13 protein-coding genes are annotated in these 14,841 nt (G+C 70.2%); 6 read left to right on the forward strand and 7 right to left on the reverse strand.

The features are described 5' to 3' along the window. Nucleotides 1-63: 63 nt before the first annotated feature. Nucleotides 64-2,811, reverse strand: coding sequence for a [protein-PII] uridylyltransferase (locus tag OPU66_RS07235; protein ID WP_498552939.1), 2,748 nt, complete (start codon nucleotides 2,809-2,811; stop codon nucleotides 64-66). Nucleotides 2,812-2,882: 71 nt separating this feature from the next. Continuing rightward, on the reverse strand, nucleotides 2,883-5,480 hold the full coding sequence (gene mutS / locus OPU66_RS07240) for a DNA mismatch repair protein MutS (protein WP_498552940.1): 2,598 nt from the start codon (nucleotides 5,478-5,480) through the stop codon (nucleotides 2,883-2,885). 78 nt (nucleotides 5,481-5,558) lie between these two features. Between mutS and OPU66_RS07245 the strand changes: the two genes are divergently transcribed. The 5 genes from OPU66_RS07245 to OPU66_RS07265 all read left to right on the forward strand — a co-directional run bounded on the left by OPU66_RS07245 (nucleotide 5,559) and on the right by OPU66_RS07265 (nucleotide 11,110). Then, nucleotides 5,559-6,647 (forward strand): type III polyketide synthase, encoded by a 1,089-nt coding sequence (locus OPU66_RS07245; RefSeq protein ID WP_498552988.1) that lies wholly within the window; start codon nucleotides 5,559-5,561, stop codon nucleotides 6,645-6,647. Continuing rightward, on the forward strand, nucleotides 6,644-7,360 hold the full coding sequence (locus OPU66_RS07250) for a methyltransferase domain-containing protein (protein ID WP_498552941.1): 717 nt from the start codon (nucleotides 6,644-6,646) through the stop codon (nucleotides 7,358-7,360). The genes OPU66_RS07245 and OPU66_RS07250 overlap by 4 nt, the downstream gene beginning before the upstream one ends. Then, entirely contained in the window at nucleotides 7,339-8,427 is a 1,089-nt protein-coding gene (locus OPU66_RS07255) for an NAD(P)/FAD-dependent oxidoreductase (protein WP_498552942.1), read from the forward strand. Before OPU66_RS07250 ends, OPU66_RS07255 begins: the two co-directional genes overlap by 22 nt. Before the next feature lie 64 nt (nucleotides 8,428-8,491). Further along, nucleotides 8,492-8,887 carry a peptide-methionine (R)-S-oxide reductase MsrB gene (gene msrB, locus OPU66_RS07260; protein WP_498552943.1) on the forward strand — a complete coding sequence of 132 codons (396 nt, stop codon included), beginning with the start codon at nucleotides 8,492-8,494 and terminating at the stop codon, nucleotides 8,885-8,887. 105 nt (nucleotides 8,888-8,992) lie between these two features. Then, the gene (locus OPU66_RS07265; protein WP_498552944.1) at nucleotides 8,993-11,110 is read left to right on the forward strand and encodes a transglycosylase domain-containing protein; all 2,118 of its coding nucleotides are present in this window, start codon (nucleotides 8,993-8,995) and stop codon (nucleotides 11,108-11,110) included. Here OPU66_RS07265 and OPU66_RS07270 read toward each other — a convergent pair. From OPU66_RS07270 to OPU66_RS07280, 3 genes are read right to left on the reverse strand one after another with little or no spacing between them, the layout of a single operon-like run. Next, nucleotides 11,039-11,791: a M48 family metallopeptidase gene (locus OPU66_RS07270; RefSeq protein ID WP_498552945.1), complete on the reverse strand. Its 753-nt coding sequence runs from the start codon at nucleotides 11,789-11,791 to the stop codon at nucleotides 11,039-11,041. The two genes, OPU66_RS07265 and OPU66_RS07270, sit on opposite strands and share 72 nt — an antisense overlap. Beyond that, the gene (locus tag OPU66_RS07275) at nucleotides 11,754-12,191 is read right to left on the reverse strand and encodes a YcgN family cysteine cluster protein (RefSeq protein ID WP_498552946.1); all 438 of its coding nucleotides are present in this window, start codon (nucleotides 12,189-12,191) and stop codon (nucleotides 11,754-11,756) included. Before OPU66_RS07275 ends, OPU66_RS07270 begins: the two co-directional genes overlap by 38 nt. Nucleotide 12,192: 1 nt before the next feature. Further along, on the reverse strand, nucleotides 12,193-12,789 hold the full coding sequence (locus OPU66_RS07280; protein WP_498552947.1) for an SCO family protein: 597 nt from the start codon (nucleotides 12,787-12,789) through the stop codon (nucleotides 12,193-12,195). A gap of 61 nt (nucleotides 12,790-12,850) precedes the next feature. Between OPU66_RS07280 and OPU66_RS07285 the strand changes: the two genes are divergently transcribed. Beyond that, the gene (locus OPU66_RS07285; RefSeq protein ID WP_498552948.1) at nucleotides 12,851-13,441 is read left to right on the forward strand and encodes an ankyrin repeat domain-containing protein; all 591 of its coding nucleotides are present in this window, start codon (nucleotides 12,851-12,853) and stop codon (nucleotides 13,439-13,441) included. A 127-nt stretch (nucleotides 13,442-13,568) separates the two neighbouring features. Here the strand turns inward: OPU66_RS07285 and OPU66_RS07290 are convergent, their stop codons facing one another. Both OPU66_RS07290 and OPU66_RS07295 read right to left on the reverse strand, forming a co-directional pair. Then, nucleotides 13,569-14,078, reverse strand: coding sequence for an MmcB family DNA repair protein (locus tag OPU66_RS07290; RefSeq protein ID WP_498552949.1), 510 nt, complete (start codon nucleotides 14,076-14,078; stop codon nucleotides 13,569-13,571). A gap of 71 nt (nucleotides 14,079-14,149) precedes the next feature. Continuing rightward, nucleotides 14,150-14,785: a cell wall hydrolase gene (locus OPU66_RS07295; protein ID WP_498552950.1), complete on the reverse strand. Its 636-nt coding sequence runs from the start codon at nucleotides 14,783-14,785 to the stop codon at nucleotides 14,150-14,152. Nucleotides 14,786-14,841 lie beyond the last annotated feature (56 nt).

Here is a 14,841-nt window from a genome sequence, read left to right on the forward strand (position 1 = left end):
CGCAACGGGCGTGAATGAGGGGGAGCGGCACATATGTGCCGCTCCCCCTTTTTTGTGATTCGGTCAGGCCGCGACCTTGTCGACCACACCCTCAGCCGCGTCGAGCAGCCGCTTTTCGAGCGTCTTGAGGCGCGCGGGGGTGGTGATCTTGTCGCCGATCAGGTCGGTCAGATAGAAAGTGTCGACCGCGCGCTCGCCATAGGTGGCGATGTGCGCCGAATGGATCGTCACCTTGGACTGGAACAGCGCATAGGCAAGTGCGTTGAGCAGCGCCGGGCGGTCGCGGGCATTGACCTCGATCACCGTGAAGCGGTTCGACGCCTTGTTGTCGATCAGCACCACCGGTTCGATGCGGAACGCGTCGGCGCGCGGGCGCGGCAGCGGCTTGGCCGCCAGCCGGTCGGCCAGCCGGTTGCGGTTGGCGAGCGCATCCTCGATCGCCGCACGCAGCCGCGCCAGCCGGTCATCCTCGTCAAACGGTCGCCCGAACGGATCCTGAACAAGGAAATTGTCGAGCGCCATGCCGTCGCGCGTCGTGTGAATGCGCGCATCGATGATGCTGGCGCCCGCCAGATGGATGGCCCCCGCGATCCGGTAGAACAGCCCGGGATGGTCGGCGGCATAGACGGTAACGAGCGTCGCCCCGCGTTCGGGATAGACCTGGGCGGCAATCGACAGGGTGCTGTCGCCGGCATCCGCGACATGGCGGGCATTGCGTTCCAGAATATCGGCCGGCTCGGCGATCCAGTAAGGCTCGGGCAGCCGGTCGGCAAAGGCGGCAAAGGCCTGCGCGCTCCAGCCCAGCCGCTCCTTCAGCTCTTCCTGCTTGGCGGCGATGCGCTCGCGCCGCCCGGTCTGTTTGTGGCCGAGGCGCAGCACCTCCTCCGCCGCTTCGAACAGATCGGCGAGCAGCTGGCGCTTCCAGCCATTCCACACCCCGGGGCCGACCGCGCGGATATCGACGATGGTCAGCAGCATCAGCAGCCGCAGCCGCTCCGGGCTTTGCACGGTTTCGGCGAAATCGAGGATGGTCTTGAAATCGGCCAGGTCGCGCTTGAACGCCGTCGCCGACATCAGCAGGTGATGCCGCACCAGCCAGGCGACCATTTCGGTTTCCGCCGGGCTGAGGCCGAGGCGCGGGCACAGCCGCATCGCGACATCGGCCCCCAGCACGCTGTGATCGCCGCCCCGGCCCTTGGCAATGTCGTGCAGCAGCACCGCGACATAGAGCACGCGGCGCGACACGATCTGGTGGATGATCTGGCTGGCGATCGGATGATCGGCCTTCAGCTGCCCGGCCTCGATCCGCGCCAGCAGGCCGATCGCGCGGATCGAATGCTCGTCGACCGTATAGTGATGATACATGTCGAACTGCATCTGCGCGACGACGCGGCCGAAATCGGGCACGAAGCGGCCGAACACTTCGGCCTCGTTCATCCAGCGCAGCACGGTTTCGGGATCGCGCGGGCTGGTCAGCACGTCGAGGAACAGCGCATTGGCGCGCAGATCGGCGCGCACGCGCCCGTCGATCAGCCGCGCATCGCGCCGCGCGGCCCGCATCGCCTGAGGATGGATTTCCAGCCCGTGCCGGTCGGCGAGCGCGAACAACTCGATCAGCCGCACCGGATCCTCGGCAAAGAAGCCGTCATCGGGCAGCGCCAGCCGCCCGCGTTCGAGCCGGAAGCCGTTGAGCTTGCGCGGCCGGCGCGGGATCGCCGCCAGGGTGAACCGGCGGCCGGCACGGGCGAATTGCTCGTCCAGATGGGCAAGGAACACCCCGGTCAGGTCGCCGACCATCTTCGCGTGCAGGAAATAATGCTGCATGAAGCGTTCGACCGGGGCGCGGCCAGGACGCTGCGCATAATGCATGCGCTCGGCAATCTCGCGCTGCAGGTCGAAGGTCAGCCGTTCCTCGCCGCGACGGGCGGCCAGATGCAGATGGCAACGCACCGCCCAAAGGAAATTCTCCGCGCGCTGGAACTGGCGCAGCTCGGCGGGCGTCAGCAGCCCGGCATCGACCAGCCCCTCGACCCGGTCGAGCCGGTTCACATATTTGCCGATCCAGAACAGGGTGTGCAGGTCGCGCAGCCCGCCCTTGCCCTCCTTGATATTGGGTTCGACGACATAGCGGCTGTCGCCCATCCGTTTGTGGCGCTCGTCGCGCTCGGCCAGCTTGGCGGCGACAAAGGCGCGGTCGGTGCCGGCCACCACCTCGCGGCGGAACCGCGCCTGCGCCTCGTCGGCCAGCGCCTGATCGCCCCACACATAACGCGATTCGAGCAGCGCCGTGCGGATCGTCAGATCGGTCCGCGCCAGCCGCACCATATCGTCGAGCGAGCGGCTGGAATGGCCGACCGCCAGCCCCAGATCCCAGAGCGTGTAGAGCATCGATTCGATGACCTGTTCGCTCCACCCGGTCTGTTTCCAGGGGGTGAGAAAGGCGATGTCGACATCCGAATAGGGGGCCATTTCGCCCCGGCCATAGCCGCCGACCGCCATCAGGCAGAGCCGTTCGCCCGCCGTCGGGTTGCTGACCGGATAAAGCCGCTTGGTCGTCAAGTCGAACACCAGCCGCAGCAGCTGATCGATCAGAAATGCCTGCCCGGCCGCCGCCTCCAGCCCGTGGGACGGGCGCGCCTGCAGGCGGCGGGCGATCTCCGCCCGCCCGGCCTCGAGCGCCTGTTTGAGCAGCGCGACCATCTGCTGCCGCAGCGCGGGCGGATCGCCTTCAAGTGCTGCCAGCGCGTCGGACAGAGCACGCCGGTCGATGATCGCCCGGCGATTGGCAAGGGTTTCAAGACGCGCGGCCATGACAGAGCTTTAGGCGCTTTGCCGGGAAAGCCCAACCGGACCGGGCGGCTTTCTGGCCGCAAGCGGGCGGATCAGCCGTCCTGCCTGCCGTCCCGCGCCAGCCGTTTCAGCGCATAAAGCGCCTCCAGCGCGTCGCGCGGCGTCATGGCGTCAGGGTCGAGCGCGGCGAGCGCCTCGGCCAGCGGGTCGGCGGCCAGGGGCTCGGGCGGCGCGGCGGCGAACAACGGCAGATCGTCAAGCCCGGCGGCAATCCCGCCGGTGCGCGCGCGCCCCGCCTCCAGCCGGGTGAGCACGTCGCGCGCGCGGGCCAGCACCGTGGGCGGCAGCCCGGCCAGCTTGGCGACCGCAAGACCATAGGAGCGGTCGGCCGGGCCGGGCGCGACCTCGTGCAGCAGCACCAGATCGCCCTTCCACTCGCGCGCGCGGACATGGTGGAGCGACAGCGAATCGAGGCTGCCGGCCAGCCGGGTCAGCTCGTGATAATGGGTCGCGAACAGGCAGCGGCTGCGATTGAGGCCATGAACCGCCTCGACCACCGCCCAGGCGATGGCCAGCCCGTCATAGGTCGAGGTGCCGCGCCCGACCTCGTCCAGGATCACGAAGCTGCTGGGCGTCGCCTGCGCCAGAATCGCGGCAGTCTCGACCATTTCGACCATGAAGGTCGACCGCCCGCGCGCGAGATTGTCGGACGCGCCGACCCGGCTGAACAGCCGGTCGACAATGCCCAGCCGCGCGGTTTCGGCCGGCACATGGCTGCCCGCCTGGGCAAGCAGCACGATCAGCGCATTCTGGCGCAGAAAGGTGGATTTGCCGCCCATGTTCGGCCCGGTGACGAGCCACAGCCGCGAATCGTCGCCGAGCGCACAATCATTGGCGACAAACCGGCCCCCGGTCGCGGCCACCGCCGCCTCGACCACCGGATGGCGGCCGCCGCCAATCTCCAGCACCGGGCGGTCGACAAAATCGGGCCGCGTCCAGCCGCCCTCGACCGCGCGTTCGGCCAGCGCGGCCGCAACGTCGAGCCGCGCCAGCGCATCGGCCGCCGCCGCAATCGGCTCGCGCCGTGCCAGCGCCTCGGCGGTCAGCTCTTCCAGATGCGCGGCCTCAGCGGCGAGCGCATGGGCCCCGGCATGGGCAACCTTCTGCGCCTGATCGTGCAGGTCCGGCGCGTTGAAGCGGACGACGCCGGCCAGCGTCTGGCGATGGGTAAAGCCCGAATCGGCGGCCATCAGCCGGTCGGCATGCCGCGCCGGCACCTCGATATGATAGCCGAGCACGGCATTGTGGCGGATCTTGAGCGCGGCGATGCCGGTCTGGTCGCGGAACCGCGCCTCGAGCGCGGCGATGGCGCGCCGCCCTTCCCCGCCCATGCCGCGCAGCGCGTCGAGCGCGGCATCATAGCCTTCGGCGATATAGCCGCCCTGCGCGGCGTCGAGCGGCGGGCTGGGCACCAGCGCGCGGGTCAGCAGGTCGACAAAGGCGGCATGGCCACCCAGCGCCGGCAGCAAGGCGACGAGCAGCGCCGGCGGCGCGGGCAGCCGTTCCAGCCGGTCGCGCAGCCGCCGCGCCTCGGCCAGCCCGTCGCGCAGCTGCGCCAGCTCGCGCGGACCGCCGCGCCCGGCGACCAGCCGGCCAAGCGCCCGGCCCAGATCGGGCAGGGCGCGCAGCGTGGCACGAACATCGTGGCGCAGCGCAGGATCATGGAACAGGCCGATCAGATCGAGCCGCGCCTCGATCGCCGCCCGGTCGGTCAGCGGCGCGCCGAGATCGGCGGCCAGCAGCCGCGCCCCCGCCCCCGTCACCGTGCGGTCGACCGCATCGAGCAGGCTTCCGGCACGGCCGCCGCCCTGCGCCTGGACGATTTCCAGGCTGTCGCGCGTCGCCGCGTCGATCAGCATGTGCTGCGCGACCATGCGCTGCTGCGGCCGCTGGAGGAACGGCAGCCGCCCGCGCCCGACATGGTCGAGATAGGCGATCAGCCCGCCCGCCGCCGCCAGCCCGGCACGGCCGAACCCGCCCAGCCCGTCGGGCGTCGCCACCCCGAACAGGTCGCACAGCCGCTTTTCCCCGGCCACGCTGTCGAACGCGGCGCGCGGGCGCAGCTGCACGTCAGAGCGCGGCCAGCCTTCGGGCGCGATCAGCTCGGCGGCGGCATAATGGGCGAGTTCGGCATCGAGCAGCTCGGGCGCCAGCTCGACAATCTCGAACCGGCCGGTCGAAATGTCGGCCGCCGCCAGCCCGGTCTGCCCGCCCGCTTCGGCCAGCGCGACCAGCCAGTTCGCGCGCCGGGCATCGAGCAGCGCATCCTCGGTCAGCGTTCCGGCAGTGACGAAGCGCACGATCGCGCGTTCGACGAGCGCCTTTGATCCGCGCGCCCGCGCCTCGGCCGGGCTTTCGGTCTGTTCGGCAATCGCCACGCTGAAACCGGCCTTGATCAGCCGCGCGAGATAGGTTTCGGCGGCATGGACGGGGACGCCGCACATCGGCACCTTCTGCCCGTCATGTTCGCCGCGCGCGGTGAGCGCGATGTCGAGCGCGGCGGCCGCGCGGCGGGCATCGTCGAAGAACAATTCGAAAAAATCGCCCATGCGGTAGAAGAGCAGGCAGTCGCCGGCTTCTGCCTTGAGCCGAAGATACTGGGCCATCATCGGCGTAGGGGCGCTCGTCATTCCCCGGCGATTAGCGCGGCGGACCCGGCTTTCCAACCGGCGCGTTGTCGGGCAGTGTAACACAGGTCAATCGGGACGCTGCCCTTGCCGCATGCCTATCTGAACGCGATCGGGACGGCGACGCCGGGCCATGACATTCACCGGGCATTTATCGGCTGGGCATCGGCGCGGATTGCCGATCCGCGTCAGCGCCGGCTGTTCGACCGCATGGCGGCGCGCGCCGGGATCGAACGGCGATTCTCGGTGCTGCCCGTCGGGGCGGACGGCGGCAGCCCGGTCGCCCCGGGCGGATTTTATGCCGATCCGGTGCTGCCCGGCACGGCGGCGCGCATGGCGATCTATGCCGATGCCGCCCCGGCGCTCGCGCTCCGTGCCATCGCTGCGCTTGGCCCGGCGGTGACCGCCGATCCGGGGGCGATCACCCATATCGTCGTCGCCAGCTGCACCGGCTTCACCGCGCCCGGCATCGACCAGATCATCGCCAGCGCGCTTGGCCTTGCGCCCTCGGTCGAACGGCTGCTGATCGGGTTCATGGGCTGTTATGCCGCAGTGACGGCGCTGCGCAGCGCGCGCCACATCGTCCGGTCGGAGCCGGGGGCGCGGGTGCTGGTGGTGACGGTCGAGCTGTCCTCGCTCCATCTGCAGGAAACGGGCGCGCTCGAACCGCTGCTGGCGATGCTGCAATTCGGCGATGGCGCGGCCGCCGCTCTGGTGTCGGGCGAGGCCCGGGGCCTCAGGATCGACGCGCCCTTTGCCGCGACGCTGCCCGAATCCGCCGATCTCATCCGCTGGGACATTGGCGATCAGGGTTTTGCCATGCACCTGTCGGGCGAAGTGCCGGGCCGCATCGCCCGCGCGCTCGCCGCCGCCGATCTGCGCGCGCTGCTGCTCGGCGGCGGCGCAGGCGACGAGGCCGCGCCCCCGGTCGATGGCTGGGCGGTTCATGCCGGCGGGCGGTCGATCCTCGATGCGGTCGAGGCCGCGCTCGACCTGCCGGGCGACGCGCTCGACGCATCGCGCGCGGTGCTGCGCGACCATGGCAACATGTCCTCGGCCACGCTGATGTTCGCGCTCGCGCAGATGATCGGCCGGCCGGTGCGCCACGGCGTCGCCCTCGCCTTCGGGCCGGGGCTGGCGGCGGAAGGCTTCAGGTTTGGCGCGGCATGACCATGGCCGCCCCCAGCCCTGCTTCCGCCCGCGGCCTTGCGGTGCGCAGCGAGGCCGGGGAGCAGATGGATGCCCCCGACCTGCCGGGCGATGTCTATGCGGCGGTGCTCGCCGATCTGGCGCGGGTCAACCGGGTGACGCTGGCGGCGCGGCCGACGCTCGCCTTTGTGCGCCGGGTCAGCCGGGGGCGGCCGTTCCGGCTGCTCGATGTCGGGTTCGGGCAGGGCGATATGCTGCGCGCCATCGCCCGCGACGCCGCACGGCGCGGCCAGCGCTGCGAGCTGGTGGGCGTCGATCTCAACCCGCGCAGCGCGCCCGCGGCGGCGGCGGCGACCCCTGCCGGGCTGCCGATCCGCTATTTGACCGGCGACTATGCCGATCTGGCCGGCGAGCCATGGGACATGATCGTCTCCAGCCTGGTCGCGCATCACATGGATGCCGGCCAGCTGCGCGATTTCCTGCGCTTCATGGACCAACATGCGCGGATGGGCTGGCTGATCAACGATCTGCACCGCCACCGCTTTGCCTATCATGGCTATCCGCTGCTCGCCGCGCTGATGCGCTGGCACCCGATCGTGCGCGCCGATGGCCGGCTGTCCATCGCCCGCGCCTATCGCCCGGCGGAATGGCCGCCGATCCTTGCCGATGCCGGCGTCACCGCCCGGATCGCGCGCGTGTTTCCGTTTCGCCTGTGCGTCGCTGCGGAACGCTGATCCTGGGCGGCGGGCCGGCAGGATCGGCCGCCGCCATCGCGCTGGCACAGGCCGGCGCGGACCGGGCCGCGCGCCCGCTGCTGATCGAGCGGCAGCGGGAGATGGGCGATGCGATCTGCGGCGGCTTTCTGTCGTGGCAGAGCCTGTCGGCGCTGGAGCGGCTGGGGCTGACAAAGTTGCGCGGCGCGACTCTTGACCATCTGCGCCTGTTCACGCCGCAGGGCCGCGCCGATGCGCCGCTGCCGCGCCCGGCGCTGGGCGTGTCGCGGCGGCAGCTTGATTCGGCGTTGCTCGATCTGGCGGCCAGCGCCGGGGCGGGGGTTGAGCGCGGCATCGCCGTCGCCCGCGCCGAGGACCGGCGGCTGTGGCTGACCGACGGGACCGAGCTGGCCGCCGACACGCTGCTGCTGGCGACCGGCAAATATGATCTGCGCGGCCATGGCCGGCCGCGCGGCGACCGCGATCCTTCGCTCGGCCTGCGCGTGCGGCTTGGCCCGGCACCGGGGCTGGCGCGGCTGCTGGGCAGCGCGATCGAGCTGCACCTGTTCGACCGCGGCTATGCCGGCCTGTCGCTGCAGGAAGATGGCAGCGCCAATCTGTGCCTGGCGCTGCGCAAGTCGCGGCTGACCGAGGCGGGCGGCCCGGCCGGGCTGCTCGCCGCGATCGGCCGCGACAGCCCGGCGCTGGGCGAGCGGATCGCCTATCTGGCCCCGGACCAGCCGATCGATGCCATCGCCGCCGTCCCCTATGGCTGGCGGACCGGGCGGACGGTGCCCGGCATCTACCGGCTGGGCGATCAATGTGGCGTCATTCCGTCACTGGCCGGCGAGGGGATGGGCATTGCGCTGGCCAGCGGCATCGCTGCGGCACAGGCGCTGGCCGCCGGCCATGGTGCGGAGCGGTTTCAGGCCGGTTTCGCCGCCCGCACCCGCCGCCCGATCCTGGTCGCGCGCACCGTGCTGATGGCGGCGGAGCGACCGTCCCTCGCCCCCGCGCTGCTGGGCCTCACCCGGCTGGCCCCGGGGCTGGCCGGGCTGGTGGCGCGGGCGACGCGGATCACCGGCTGAAAGGCGAATCCGGTCGCGCGCCGGGGGCATTGCAGCCGCCGGACCATGCCCCCACATTGCCGCCATGGACAAGATCGAGCTGCCCGAATCGGCCTGGCGCGAAAAGCTGTCGCCCGAGCAATATCATGTGCTGCGCGAGGCGGGGACCGAACGCGCCTTTACCGGCGTCTATTGCGACCATCATGGCGACGGCACCTATCGCTGCGCGGGCTGCGGGGCCGATCTGTTCGACAGCGGCGCCAAATATGATTCGGGATCGGGCTGGCCCAGCTTCACCCACCCCTTCGCCCCCGATGCGGTGACCGGGCATGAGGATGTGTCGCACGGCATGCGCCGGATCGAGGTCCGCTGCGCGCGGTGCAACGGGCATCTCGGCCATGTCTTTCCCGACGGGCCGGAGCCGACGGGCCTGCGTTTCTGCATCAACAGCGCCGCGCTCAGCTTTTCGCCCGACGAATGACCCCGGCCGACGGGCGACGTGCCGTGAAGGCTGATCGGGGCCAGACTGATCGGGGCCGGCCCGCACTTGTCGCCCGGCGGCGGACCCGCTAGCACCTCCGCATCCATGCCGGCCCAGCGTCCCCGCAGTCAGAAATCCCGCGCGCGGCGCGTGTTCGTCCGGTCGGTGCAGATCGGGCTGGGCGTGGCGCTTGCCGGGTTCATCGCGCTGGTCGTCTCCGTCTATCTCCAGGCCTCGACGCTGCCGAGCTTTTCCGAGCTCAAATCCTCGCCCAACGGGCAGATGATCCGCGTGCGCGCCGCCGATGGCACGGTGCTCGTCTCGCTCGGGCCAAGCTATGGCGAATGGCTGGCCTATGACCAGATCCCGCAGGTGATGAAGGATGCGATGGTCTCGGTCGAGGACCGGCGCTTCCGCTATCATCCCGGCGTCGATCCCATCGGCATCGCGCGCTCGGCGATGGTGCGCGTGCAGCGCGGCCGCTGGGTGCAGGGCGGATCGACGATCACCCAGCAGCTCGCCCGCAACCTGTTCCTCAGCAACACCCGCACCTTCGGGCGCAAGGCGCGCGAATGGCTGCTCGCGCTGGCGATGGAGCGCAAATTCTCCAAGGACCAGATTCTCGAACTGTATCTGAACAAGGTCTATTTCGGCGGCGGATCGTTCGGCATCGACGCGGCGGCGCGGCGCTTTTTCGGTCATCCGGGCAACCGGCTGTCGCTGGGCGAGGCGGCGGTGATCGCCGGGCTGGTCAAGGCGCCGTCGCGCTATTCGCCGACCGCCGATGCCGAGGCCGCGCTCGCCCGCGCCGAAATCGTGCTCAGCGAAATGCGCGAGGCCGGGGTGATCAGCGCCGCCGACATGCGCGCCGCCGATGCCGCCAATGTCCGGCTGAACGAGGATGCGAACCAGAACAGCGTCCGCTATTTCACCGACTGGGCGCTGCCCCAGCTTGAGGTGCTGATCGACGAGACGGTCGAACCGCTCGACGTGTGGACCACGCTTGATCCGGCGATGCAGAAGGCCGCCGACGCCGCGATCCGCAGCCATACGCCCGACGCGGCGCAGGGCGCGCTGGTCGCGCTCGACCGCGACGGGGCGGTGCGCGCGATGATCGGCGGCAAGGATTATGTCACCTCGATCTACAACCGCGCCGCGCAAGCGACGCGCCAGCCGGGATCGGCGTTCAAGCTGTTCGTCTATCTCGCCGCGCTCGAGGCCGGGTACAAGCCCGAGGATCAGGTGGTCGACGAACCGGTGACCATCGACGGCTGGAGCCCGCGCAACAACTCCGGGCGCTTCTCGGGGTCGATTTCGCTGCGCACCGCCTTCACCTATTCAATCAACACCGTGGCGGCGAAGATCGGCCAGGATGTCGGCACCGGCACCATCGCCGACATGGCGCGGCGGTTCGGCATTTCGACGCCGATCAATCTGGAGCCCTCGATGGTCCTCGGCACATCCGATGTGCGGCTGATCGACATGACGCGCGCCTATGCCGCCGTCGCCGCCAAGGGGGTTGCGGTTGCGCCCTATGGCATCACCAAGGTGACGACGACCGGCGGACGCGTGCTTTACCGCCATCAAAGCGACAGTTCGCGCGTGCTCGTCGCGCCCTGGGTTGCGGCGGGGATGACCGATCTGATGCAGAGCGCGGTCAGCGCCGGCACCGGCCGCGCCGCGCAGATCGGCCGCCCGGTCGCGGGCAAGACCGGCACCACCAGTTCCAATAAGGATGGCTGGTTCATGGGCTTTTCCTCGGGCCTGACGACCGGCGTGTGGATGGGCCGCGACGATGCACGGCCGGTGCGCGGGTTGCAGGGCGGCACCGCCCCGGCGCGCGCCTTTGCCGATTTCATGCGCGTCGCCGTCGCCCGCCGCCCGGTCGAACAGTTCGAGACCGAGGCGAAGCTGCCCGAATGGCAGCTCGAGCCCGATGCCGAGGCCTATCTGGGCGAAGGCGATCCGCCGCTGGTGGATGAGGATGGCAACCCCATCCAGCCCGACGACAGCCCGGCGGTCGAGGATCCCGGCGCGGCCACGCCCGAGCGGCTGGACGAGAATTTCATCGACCGCGCGCTTGGCCGCACGCCGCGCGAGGTGCCGGCCGATCCGGCACTGCCGCGCGACCGGCCCCGTGCCGATGCCGTGCTACGCCCGGCCGAGCGCGCCCCAGCGGTGCAGCGTCGCCCCGTGCCGGCGGAGCCAGTCGCGCCCCGCTGACAGGTCCGGCCCGGCCAGCTGCGCCTCGAGCGCGCGAAACGCGGGCCCGTGATCCATGTGCAGCCGGTGGGCCACCTCATGGGCGACGACCGAACGGCGCACCGGATCGGGCGCGAGGATCAGCCGCCAGCTGTAACGGATATCGCCATTGGCGCTGCAACTGCCCCAGCGGCTGCGCGGATCGCCGACGCCGACACGCCCGATAGCGACGGGGATCGAGGCTGCCAGCGCGCGGGTGTCGGCATCGAGCACCCGCAACGCCTCGCGCCGCAGCCAGCGCATGGCGGTGGCGGCGAACATCTCGTCCGGCCCGCCCAGTTCCAACCGCGCGCCCGCGCTCATCGCCGGATCCCCGCTCAGCCGCGCACCGCGCCGCCCGGGCACATGGACGAGCAGCAGCGTGCCGCCGCGAAACGGGATCGTCGCGCCGGGGGCGAACACCCCGGCGGCGGGGATGGCCGCCAGCTGCGCCTCGATCCAGTCGCGCTGGCGCTCGGCCCAGGCCCGCGCCGCGGTCACGCTCGCCCGCGCCGGCACGGTCAGGCGGATGCTGCCGTCGCGCGGATCGACCCTTAGCCGCAGCGCGCGCGCACGGGCGTTGCGGACGATGCGCAGCGGCGTCGCGTCCGGCCCGAAGCGCGGTTCAGCCCGGGAGAATATGGTCTTCCAGCTCGCCGGCATCGTCTTCGGAAATCGTCCAGCCGCGCACCGACATGCCCGCGCGATGCACCGCCTCGCGGTCGCCGCACACCAGATAATGCCATTCGGGCAAGGGCTGGCCCGCGGCGCGCAGCCGATAGGCGCAGGTTTCGGGCAGCCAGTCGAGCGTGCGCGCCAGCCGCGGCGTCAGCCGCACGCATTCGGGCACATAGGCGCGGCGATGGCGATAATCGCGGCACTGGCCCTTGTGCCGGTCGAGCAGCTTGCAAGCGACATTGGTGGCGAACATCTCGCCGGTTTCTTCGTCTTCCAGCTTGTGGACGCAGCATTTGCCGCACCCGTCGCACAGCGCCTCCCACTGGGCGCGGTCGAGCGCCTCAAGCGGCTGGTCCTCCCAGAAGCGGCCCGTTACCGCCGCCAAATCAGCGCACCCACTGCTTCAGTTCGGCGGCAATCACCTCGGGCTTGGCATCATGCGGGGCGAGCGCGATCGGCTTGCCGTCCGGACCCATCAGATAGGCGATGCGGCTGTGGTTCATCAGATAATCGGCCGCCCCCGGCTTGCCTTCGCGCTGGTAGAAGACCGCATAATCCTTGGCGACGCGCGCAATCTCGGCATCGCTGCCGGTCAGCCCGATCAGCCGGGGGTGAAAGGCGCGGACATAGGTTTTGAGCTGGGCGGGCGTATCGCGCGCCGGATCGATGCTGACGAAAATCGGCTGGATGCGCGCGGCGACCGCCGGGTCGCTTTTTTCCAGCGCGGCAAAGCCCGCCATCAGATTCTGCAGGTCGACCGGGCAGACATCGGGGCAATAGCTGTAGCCGAAATAGATCAGCCGGTATTTGCCAGCGAGATCGGCCTCGGCCAGCCTTTTGCCGTCCTGCGTGACGAGTGGGAGCGGCCCGCCGATCCGCGCATCGCCGAGCGGCGGCGTCGGCGCGGGGGCCGAACAGGCGGCGATCATCAGCATCGGGCCAAGGGCCGCACGGGCGGCGCAGCGGAACAGGGGGAAGGTCATCGCGCCCGGACACATGCTGTGCTAGGCGCGGGGTTGCAAGTGTAACCAGACGAGTAGGCCCGTGAACGCAGCACGTCTTATCCCGGCCGTCGCGGCACTGATGATCTCGGTGCCCGCCGTGGCGCAGTTTTCCGACAGCTACAACTTCCTGAAAGCCGTCCGCGAGCGCGACGGCGGCAAGGCGCAGGAATTGCTGGGCAACAACCCGTCGACGCTGATCGACACCCGCGACCTGTCGACCGGCGAGCGCGCGGTGCACATCGTCACCCGCGCGCGCGACAGCAGCTGGCTGGCCTTTCTGCTGCAGAAAGGCGCCAATCCCAACGCCAAGGACGCACGCGGGCAGACGCCGCTGAGCATCGCGGCCAGCATCGGCTTCACCGAAGGGGCCGAGCTGCTGATCCTGCGCGGAGCGCAGGTCGACCTGCCCAGCGGGCAGGGCGAGACCCCGCTGATCATCGCCGTCCAGCGGCGCGATATCGCAATGACCCGCCTGTTGCTGACCGAGGGCGCGGACGCGTCCAAGCGCGACACCGCGACAGGCATGTCGGCCCGCCAATATGCCGAACGCGACGGCCGGTCGCAGGTGATCCTGAAGCTGATGGACGAGATCAAGCCCAAGGCGAAAAAGCCGGCCGCCGGGCCGATGTGACCCCGACCGGTTCCGCCGGCTAGAGCATTTTCAAGCCGGGTTGAATCACCCGGCGACCCGGAAAATGCGGTAAATCAAAGGCCTGGAGCGACCGATCCGATGCAGTTGGATCGACCGCTCTAGGCCGTCAGATTTGCCCCGCGTCGGGGTCGAGATGCGCGATCAGCCGGCGGGCGGCGCGGCGTGCGAAACGCAGCGTTTCGGCGCGCCGGCGCGCCGGCGGCATCGGCTGCACCGCGCCCTCGCGCCAATATTGCGCGTCATAGCGGTCGGCGACGATCAGCCCGGCCAGTTCGGGCCGGAATGCCGGCGCGTCGAACGGCTCGAGCGGAAATCCGGCCGGCACCGCCCAGCAGAAATGATCGCAATAATCGAGATATTCCGGCCATTTGCCGTCACCGAGCAGGTCGGCGCGCGAAACCTTGATCTCGACGATCAGAATCTGGCCGCGGCTGTTGATCGCCATGATGTCGGCGCGCCGGCCATTGCCCAGCGGCACTTCGGTGAGCGCGGTATAATCATGGCGCAGCAGCATCCGCGCGACGCCGCGCGCGACATCGGCCGCCAAGACCGGCGATGCGGGCAGGATGACTGCCGGATCGGGGACGGACGGGCGGGCGGCGAGATGATCGGCCATCCCGCCCGTTTAGAACATGTCAGGAACGATGGCCAGCCCGGCCGGTCCGCAAGGGCCCCGGCCGGGGGCGATCAGCGATAGAAATGATGGTTGCCGAGCGTCGCGACGCGGGTCTTGCGCCAGGCCGGGCGCACATGCGCGGCGTGGAAGAACAGCGCATCGGCGGCGCGCGTTTCCCAGCGCTCGGCGATTGCGATCTGGGCGATGGCCACCGCCCGTTCCCAGGCGCTGCTGTCGCGCTTGATCGGCGGAAAGCCGTTGCCGCGCACGAACGAGAACTGGCTCGGCTGGAACACCACGCCGCAGATCGACGACGGGAAGCGCCCGCCCGAATTGGCGCGGTTGAGCACCACTTCGGCGACCGCCAGCTGGCCTTCGAGCGGTTCGCTCTTCGATTCGAAATAGACAGAGGCCGCCAGGCATTCGAGCTCGCGGTCGAGCCGCGCCGGCATCGGCTGGGCAGCGACCATTTCGGCAAGGCTCGCCGGCTGATCGGCGGACGGGGAATTCTGAAGCGCGCTGGCATCGACGGCCAGGCTGGGGACGATGCCGTCGGTGGAAACGGTCACGTCGGCGGGCACGGTCTGGCCCGCAAGAGCGCCGACCTTCTGGTCGGCAGGAAGCGCGAGACCCGGAGCCCCGGCGATTCCGAAGATGGTGGCGATCGTCATGGCCATCAGGCCGGCGATGCGCTGGGCGTTACTCATTCCGAATTCGTTCTGTGCGGTGGGTCGATCGACTCACAGGGCCGCGGGATACTGGC

This window comes from Sphingomonas sp. URJC2 (assembly GCF_059803575.1).